The sequence below is a fragment of the Mycobacterium sp. TH-M15 genome (assembly GCF_057473705.1).
In genome coordinates this window covers 1-7,181 of sequence record NZ_JBYCLB010000577.1, presented here as the reverse complement: position 1 = coordinate 7,181, position 7,181 = coordinate 1, and the positions used below count along the sequence as shown (strand labels likewise).

The window sequence follows — 7,181 nt, the reverse complement described above, 5'->3', positions numbered from 1 at the left end:
CCGATGCTTCGTCATAGTCACAGCAAGGTCACGCCGACACGCTCAAGTAACTTCAATCACATCCGTCACAGCTGCCCCGTAACTGCGAAACTCAAGTTCGTGTCGAAGCGGACAAAAGTATTCGTTCAGCGAAAGCCCTTGTTCACGCAGGGGCTTTCGTCATTTCGGGATTAGGTCACCGGATCACCTGCACCTTCGGGCGGGTGATCAGCGGCTTGTCTTCTGGGCCGGATGCGCTTTTGGGTGGCCGCCGGCAGCCAGAGCAGGATCGGGTCATCACCGAGGTGGTCGGCGTAGACCTCCTCGGCGAATCTCCGAGGGTTCCAGCTCATCTCAGAGACCGAAATCACTGATCTCGCCGATGGTGCCGTCCGGCGCGACCGTCACCTCTGCGCCGTTCCCGTCCGGGGCGCACACATCCTCCCCGCCGTACCACTCCTCGACGAAGATCTCGACCGAGCCATCCTCCTTGTAGATGGCAGCAGCCCGGAGCTCGTCTACAGGGCGCCCGGCGAATCCCTGCAGCAGGTCGGCGGAATCGGCGCCGCTCTCCTCCACGCCGACGGTAAGCTGACGCTCCGGCTCAATCCGCTCGGGCAGCACTGCTGCGACCCGCTCGGCGATTTTCGCCGCATACTCGGTAGCTGTCAGGTAGGCGGTTCCGAACATTTCAATCTCCTTGTGCTAGTTGGTGATTTGGTTATGCAGCGCCATCCCGCAGGGCGAGCGCCCGGGCGACTTCGGTGGCCGGGATCAGCACGCGCCGGGACACCCGGCTCGGAACCAACTCACCGTCGTTGATCATCTTGTAAATCGTCGACCTGGAGACCCGCATCTTCTCGACCGCTTCATCCACGGTGTAGACGGTCGGTACGGTCGCGGCGGACTCCAGGGCCTCGGCGACGCGGCGAGCCACCTCGGCCTCCACCGCCTGCTCCAGCGTTGATGTCGTCTCCATGGTCAAATCCTCCACGCTGTCGATCGATCACCACGATGTGTGGGATTACGCTTACGCTACGCCTGCTGGACGTTGGTGTCAAGCAAACACGCCGAACTGTCCAGAATTTCCTACAGCGTGTTTCTCGTCCCCTACGATGAGTGTGTGCCGAGGGAGATGGGGCCGACCGCGGAGGCGGTCAGCGCGAACCTGAAACACCTGCTAGCTGCTCGGCGGCTGTCCGCCCGCAGCTTCGCCGCCACCATGCCCGCCGGGCCGGGCCAGCTCACCCATAGTGCGGTATCTGAGATCGCCCGCGGTGTGCGGCGGGTGGACGTCGATGAGCTGACCGCACTGGCCGCCGCGCTGGGAGTGTCCCCGGCAACCCTGCTCCTCCCTCCTCCCGGCCCGGATCCGATTTCCGGGCAGACAGAGGAAGAGCTCCCCCAGCGGCCGGCGGCCCTCACCGGCGTCGATCCGATTCCGGCAGACGAGCTGCTCCGGTGGCTACAGGGCTGGCGGCCCCTACCCCCGCCGACTCCTTACCGAGATGCCGTGGAGGCCGAGTTCCAGATGGAAGTGTTCCGGCGCCAATCCTTGCCCTGGTGGGCATGGGAGTGGTACCGGGAGCGGGAGGACTGATGGCGCCACGCAAAGAGGAGCCAGGAATCAAGGCGGTACCGATCTCCGACCGGCGGGGGAATCCCCTCGACCGCTGGCAGGCGGTCGCCGACGTGGGGGAGCTGGGTGGCAAACGTCAGCAGGCCCGCCGCCGCTTCCGTACCAAAGCCGATGCGCGGGCCTGGCGGTCAGGCGTCATGGCTGACCGTGCCAGGGGTGTTCATGCCGCCCCAGCGACAGTCACGATGCGCGACGCGGTGGCCGGGTGGCTGGCCGGGCTGCGGAAAGAGCAAACCACCATCGACGCCTACACCGCCGAACTGCGGCCGGTTGTGGAGGTGCTGGGGGATCGGCCTGCCCAGAAGGTCGCCAAGGCCGACATCGACAGATTGGTGACCGCGCTGATCGATGGCACCACCCCGCGCGGCAAGTGGGCGTCGACCACCATCAACAAGATGCTGTCGCATTTGCGCCGCGTGTTCGACGATCTCCGGGGCCAGGGGATCGTCGCCCGTAACCCAGCCCGGCTGGTGTCCAACGTGCGGCGGGTGGACACCCCGGATCGCCCAGAGCCAGAGCGGAAAACCTACACCCCCGAGCAGGTGAAGACGTTGATGGCATCCGTGGTGGGTACGGAGGACGCGACCCTGGCCGTCTTCTCTCTACTGGGCCTGCGCCGTGCCGAGATCGCCGGGCTGCGGTGGTCGGCCGTCGATCTGGACGCGGCCACCGTCGATGTCACCCGAACGGTAACGGTCAGCAGCAAGGGGGCTGCCGATAAGGCGGGCACCAAGACGAAGAGCAGCCGACGCAGCCTTCCGTTACCGAAGGTCGCGATCCGAGTACTCACCGCCGCCCGTGCCCGAGCGCGAGTGGACCGCCTGGCCGCCGGGTCGGCATGGCGCGGGGAGGAAGACGGGCACGTCTACCGTCAGCCGCTGGGGGAGGGCTATCACCCCCGGTCGGTGAACCGCCGCTGGGAGCTGATGCTGGAGGCCGCCGGCCTCCCTCATATCCGGCTGCACGACGGCCGGCACACGGCGGCCACTCTCCTACATCTAGACGGTGCTCCGGCGGCCGTCGTCGCTTCTTGGCTCGGACATGCTTCCCCGGCGACCACGATGAGGATCTACACCCATTCCCAACGTGAACACCTTCTCGAGGCGGCCTCTCAATTCGACGCCCTGTTCGGGGACGAGCTGGCGCCGTGACACCGACTCGCTGTCACATCGTGGCGCCGGGCGAGCACCGTTACCTGCGACTACAGAGCATCTCGCTGTCACACCGATGTCACATGCGGGACGGATTCAGGGGTGACAGGGAGACAGCGACCTGGGAAAATAGGAAATCGTGGACGCTGGTGACCTGGGAAAACACCCGGTCACTCGCCTTGAAAGCGAGAGACGGCTAACACCGTCCGGGGGTTCAAATCCCTCCGCCACCGCGCAGTTGGCGTCGTGCACCGAACCTTTGGGAGCGCAGTGGACGAGATGGTCAAGGCCGTCGCCGAGGTGCTGATGTACGGGTGCCCGACGGTCTCGAGCCACAGCCGGCAGATGGCCGGACAACTTGTCGAGTCGTTGAGCCTACACGGGAGGAGAACGACGCCAGTTACCGCTACTTGACCGACTGGTTCGATGGGTGACGGCGGGGCTGAGCGCAAGTCGGTTAGATCTACTCATCCGCGACCACCGCCGCCGCCAGCACAACCCGCTGCAGGGTGTGGTCTGACCAGTCAACCCACCCGCGGAATTTCGGCGGCGATGGTATCCAGCAACGCCGGGTAGCGCTTCGGCTCCGGATCGCTACCCGGCTTGCCGCTGCTGATCACCGCGGCCGCCAGGCTGCGCTCCGGGTCGGCCCAGAACGCGATGTTCACCAGGCCGGTGTGGCCGAACGCGGCCGGTGCGCACCGGCCGAACGGGCCATACTTGGTCGAACCGAGCATGTAGCCGGTTCCCCAGCGCATCGGCACCAGGCCGGTGGCGACGTCCGGCCGCAGCCGCCGGCACTGTGCGGTGGCGGCGCGCAGGGTCTCCGGTGCGAGCACCCGCACGCCGTCGAGTTCGCCGCCGCGGCGCCAGATCTCGGCGAACCGGGACAGCTCGTCGGCGGTGGAGATGGTGTTCGACGACGGGATCACCGCAGTCAGGAACAGCTCCTGGTTGGTGAACGGGATGATCTCGTGCACGGTGCCGCCGATCGCCCTGCGGAAGATCGCCGCGATCGGCGCCGGCAGCGGCTTCCCGGTGGCGTGACTCGGCGCCACCAGCGGCACGTCCTCGTCCGGCACACCGAAATTCGTCCAGCGAAAGCCGAGCGGGTCGAGGATTTCGGTGGCCAGGATGTCGCGGATGTTCTTTCCGGTTGCCGCCGAGACGATCTCGCGGACCAGCGGTCCCCAGGTCAGTGCGTGGTAGATATGCACCAGGCCCGGCGGGTAGATGGCCCGCAGTCTGTTCAGCTGCTCGCGGGTGTAGGCGCTGTCGTCGACCCGGTGCACGTCCGGCCGCGGTCCGGTGGGGAACGGTACCCCGGCGCTGTGGGTCAGCACGTGCCGGATCGTGGTGCGGGCCTTGCCGCGGCAGTCGTAGCCGGGCAGGTAGTCGGCCACCCGGTCGTCCAGGGCGAAGACGCCCCGCTCGGCCAGCATGTGCACCACCGTCGCGGCGATCGCCTTGGCCGAGGAGTAGGCACAGAACGGGGTCTCCGTGGTGACCGGCACCTTCTCGGCGTCCGGTGTGTCGGTGGGCGCGTTGCCCCAGCCGTGGCCGATCGCCCGGTTGAGCACCACCCGGCCGTTGTGCCGCAGGCAGACCTGGATCGCCGGGTGCATCCCGGCGGCGTACCAGTGCCGCGCCGCCTGCCAGATCCGCGCGATCGAGGCGGGGTCGACCTCGCCGTGGTCCTCGTGGCCAACATCGGTCACCGCGTCGAGGTCGGCCGGCACCCGGATCCTGCCGTCGGGGGTCACCTACTCGCCCCGGAATTCCGGCTTGCGCTTGGCGAAGATCGCCGAGATCCCCTCGGTGAGGTCTTTCGACGCCAGGAACGCCGCGTTCCAGGTGGCGACGTAGCGCAGGCTGGCCGAGACCCGGTCGACGCGCTGCTGGTCGAGCACGTCTTTGACGCCCTCCACGGTCAGCGGCGGGTTGTCGGCGATCTCGGCGGCGGTAGCGTGCGCGGCGGCCAGGCAGGCGTCCGGGTCCGGGTAGACGTCGTTGACCAGGCCGATCTTCTCCGCCCGGGTGGCGTCGATGTCCCTGCCGGTGAGCGCCAGTTCGCGCAGGTGCCCGTCGGAGAGGATCAGCGGCAGCCGAGCCAGGCTGCCCATGTCGGCGACGATGGCCAGTTTGACCTCACGGACGCTGAACGTGGCGTCGGCGGATGCGTAGCGAATGTCGACCGCGGAGATCAGGTCCACCCCGCCGCCGATGCACCAGCCGTGGATCGCCGCGATGGTCGGGGTGCGGCAATCGGCGACCGCGTTGGTGGCCTGCTGCATCCGCAGGATCGTTTTGTGGAAGTCGGCCCGCGGCCGGGCCTGCGCGCCCTCGGCCAGCACCGGGGCCAGGGTGCCGCCCATCGCCGCCAGGTCCAGGCCGTAGCTGAAGTTCTTCCCGGATCCGGTCAGCACGATTGCCCGCACGTCGCGGTCGGCGTCCAGCTCGGCGAAGACGGTCGGCAGCTCCGCCCAGAACGCCGGGCCCATCGCGTTGCCCTTGCCCGGGCCGATCAAGGTGACCTGCGCGACGTGGTCCTTCTGCTCCACGGTGACCGATTCATACGCATGGCTCATGGGTTAGACCGTAGCGCGGATCACGGGATCTCCGGCAGGGTGGCGATGGGCGGCACGATCAGCCGGCCGATCCGGGCCAGCGCGTCCGGGTACGGCGACCAGGCCGCGGCCCCCGTGGTGACCTGGATGGGTGAGCGAACCGGACGCGACCGTCGTCCGCGCCCAGCGCGTCACAATCGGCGTTTGATCTGCCGGGTGAGCGCGAACAGCAGCCCGCTGGCCAGCGCTTTGGCCACGCCCGGCAGGTGGTTGTCGGCGCTGACCGTCCAGCTGATCTCGGTGTCGTCGCCGACCGGGGTCAGTTCGACGGTGCCGGCGTAGTTACGGAACGGGATGCCGGAGACGGCCGTGTAGCTCAACTTCTGCTCGGGCTCGAACTCGGTGACCTCCTCGACGAAGGCCGGTGCCAGCGGCAGCGCCTGCACCCGGCGCTGCGCGCCGACCCCGTTGTGCTCCAACTCGCCGCCGCGGATCACGGTCGCCTTGATGCCGGGTCCCCACTTCGACATGCCTTCGTGGTCGGCGACGACCGCCCACACCTGGGCCGGGGACGCCGCGACGGTGGCGGTAGCGGTTCCTCGCATCAGGCTCCTCCTCGGGCTTGCCACGACTGGGCAAACCGTAACAGTGCGTCGTTCTCCTCCGGTGCGCCGATGGTCACCCGAACCCCGTCGTCGCCGCACGGGCGGACCACGATCCGGGCCCGCGCGGCCGCCTCGACGAACTCGACGGTGCGCTCGGCCAGCGGCAGCCAGACGAAGTTGGCCTGCGCGTCGGGCAGGGCGAACCCGACGTCGCGCAGCGCGGCGCTGATCCGGGCGCGCTCGGCGACCACCGCGTCGGTGCGGGCCAGCAGTTCGTCGGCGGCGTCCAGCGAGGCGATCGCCGCGGCCTGCGCGAGGCTGCCGACGCTGAACGGCACGTACACCTTGCCCAGCGCGGTGATCAGCCCCGGGTCGGCCACCGCGTAGCCCACCCGCAGCCCGGCCAGCCCGTATGCCTTGGAGAACGTGCGCAGCACGACGACATTGTCGTGCCTGCGGACCAGGCCGAAGCTGTCGGCGACCATCGGCTCGCGGACGTACTCCACGTAGGCCTCGTCGATCGCGACCACGATGTGCGGTGGCACGGCGGCGACGAACCGGGCCAGCGCGGGCGGGTCGACCACCGTCGAGGTGGGGTTGTTCGGGTTGCAGACGAAGATCAACCGGGTGCGGTCGGTGATCGCGGCTAGCATCGCGTCCAGGTCGTAGCTGTGCTCGCGCAGCGGCACCGGCACCGGGGTGGCCCCGGCGGTGCGCACCTGCAGCGGGTAGATCGCGAAGCTGCGCCAGCCGAACAGCACCTCGTCGCCGGGGCCGGCGGTGATCTGCACCAGCTGCTGGCACAGGCTGACCGACCCGCAGCCGGCGGCCACCTGCTCGGGCGGGAAGCCGACGTGCTCGGCGAGCCGGGCGAGCAGCTCGGTGTAGCCGTTGTCCGGGTAGCGGTTGAGGCTGTCCAGCGCCCGTTCCACCGCGGCGCGCACGCTGGGCAGCGGACCGAAGACCGTCTCGTTGCTGGCCAGCTTGATCGAGCCCGGCACGGTCTTGCCCTCGACGTAGGCTGGCAGGTCGGCCAGCTCCGGGCGCAGGCGGGCGGTCACGCGGCAAGCATATGTGCGCGGTCGGGGCAGTCTTCGTGGTCGGCGGTTTCCGCGGTCCGGTGCGGGTCTAGTACCCTCAGGACGTTCGAGGAGGCGTGCCAGAGCGGCCGAATGGGACTCACTGCTAATGAGTTGTCCCTTCACGGGGACCGGAGGTTCAAATCCTCTCGCCTCCGCCG

General features: G+C 68.5%; 9 protein-coding genes, 1 tRNA gene and 1 pseudogene. 3 read left to right on the top strand and 8 right to left on the bottom strand.

What is annotated here, in order from left to right:
* Positions 1 to 170: 170 nt before the first annotated feature.
* From AC2VNT_RS14195 to AC2VNT_RS14185, 3 genes are read right to left on the bottom strand one after another with little or no spacing between them, the layout of a single operon-like run.
* On the bottom strand, positions 171 to 332 hold the full coding sequence (locus AC2VNT_RS14195; protein WP_486947467.1) for a hypothetical protein: 162 nt from the start codon (positions 330 to 332) through the stop codon (positions 171 to 173).
* Position 333: 1 nt separating this feature from the next.
* Positions 334 to 669, bottom strand: coding sequence for a hypothetical protein (locus tag AC2VNT_RS14190; protein ID WP_486947466.1), 336 nt, complete (start codon positions 667 to 669; stop codon positions 334 to 336).
* 31 nt (positions 670 to 700) lie between these two features.
* Positions 701 to 958, bottom strand: a complete 258-nt coding sequence (locus tag AC2VNT_RS14185) for a helix-turn-helix domain-containing protein (protein WP_486947465.1) — start codon at positions 956 to 958, stop codon at positions 701 to 703.
* Between the two features lie 144 nt (positions 959 to 1,102).
* On the opposite strand from AC2VNT_RS14185, the gene AC2VNT_RS14180 reads away from it, so the two are divergent.
* On the top strand, positions 1,103 to 1,579 hold the full coding sequence (locus AC2VNT_RS14180) for a helix-turn-helix domain-containing protein (RefSeq protein WP_486947464.1): 477 nt from the start codon (positions 1,103 to 1,105) through the stop codon (positions 1,577 to 1,579).
* Positions 1,579 to 2,769 (top strand): site-specific integrase, encoded by a 1,191-nt coding sequence (locus AC2VNT_RS14175; protein WP_486947463.1) that lies wholly within the window; start codon positions 1,579 to 1,581, stop codon positions 2,767 to 2,769. Before AC2VNT_RS14180 ends, AC2VNT_RS14175 begins: the two co-directional genes overlap by 1 nt.
* Before the next feature lie 171 nt (positions 2,770 to 2,940).
* Here the strand turns inward: AC2VNT_RS14175 and AC2VNT_RS14170 are convergent.
* From AC2VNT_RS14170 to hisC, 5 genes and pseudogenes are all read right to left on the bottom strand, one after another.
* Positions 2,941 to 3,003, bottom strand: a pseudogene (locus tag AC2VNT_RS14170) (hypothetical protein); the annotation flags it as partial.
* A 290-nt stretch (positions 3,004 to 3,293) separates the two neighbouring features.
* Positions 3,294 to 4,532: a lipase LipE gene (gene lipE / locus AC2VNT_RS14165; RefSeq protein WP_486947462.1), complete on the bottom strand. Its 1,239-nt coding sequence runs from the start codon at positions 4,530 to 4,532 to the stop codon at positions 3,294 to 3,296.
* Positions 4,533 to 5,357 carry a crotonase/enoyl-CoA hydratase family protein gene (locus tag AC2VNT_RS14160; protein ID WP_486947461.1) on the bottom strand — a complete coding sequence of 275 codons (825 nt, stop codon included), beginning with the start codon at positions 5,355 to 5,357 and terminating at the stop codon, positions 4,533 to 4,535.
* 170 nt (positions 5,358 to 5,527) lie between these two features.
* Positions 5,528 to 5,941 (bottom strand): SRPBCC family protein, encoded by a 414-nt coding sequence (locus AC2VNT_RS14155; protein ID WP_486947460.1) that lies wholly within the window; start codon positions 5,939 to 5,941, stop codon positions 5,528 to 5,530.
* Positions 5,941 to 7,002, bottom strand: a complete 1,062-nt coding sequence (hisC, locus tag AC2VNT_RS14150; protein WP_486947459.1) for a histidinol-phosphate transaminase — start codon at positions 7,000 to 7,002, stop codon at positions 5,941 to 5,943. The genes AC2VNT_RS14155 and hisC overlap by 1 nt, the downstream gene beginning before the upstream one ends.
* Positions 7,003 to 7,091: 89 nt before the next feature.
* On the opposite strand from hisC, the gene AC2VNT_RS14145 reads away from it, so the two are divergent.
* Positions 7,092 to 7,178, top strand: a tRNA-Ser gene (locus AC2VNT_RS14145).
* Positions 7,179 to 7,181: the final 3 nt, after the last annotated feature.

Coding starts and splice junctions, on each gene's coding strand:
- AC2VNT_RS14190 (WP_486947466.1), bottom strand. CDS start 669: ATGTTCGGAACCGCCTACCTGACAGCTACCGAGTATGCGGCGAAAATC.
- AC2VNT_RS14175 (WP_486947463.1), top strand. CDS start 1,579: ATGGCGCCACGCAAAGAGGAGCCAGGAATCAAGGCGGTACCGATCTCC.
- AC2VNT_RS14195 (WP_486947467.1), bottom strand. CDS start 332: ATGAGCTGGAACCCTCGGAGATTCGCCGAGGAGGTCTACGCCGACCAC.
- AC2VNT_RS14185 (WP_486947465.1), bottom strand. CDS start 958: ATGGAGACGACATCAACGCTGGAGCAGGCGGTGGAGGCCGAGGTGGCT.
- AC2VNT_RS14155 (WP_486947460.1), bottom strand. CDS start 5,941: ATGCGAGGAACCGCTACCGCCACCGTCGCGGCGTCCCCGGCCCAGGTG.
- AC2VNT_RS14160 (WP_486947461.1), bottom strand. CDS start 5,357: ATGAGCCATGCGTATGAATCGGTCACCGTGGAGCAGAAGGACCACGTC.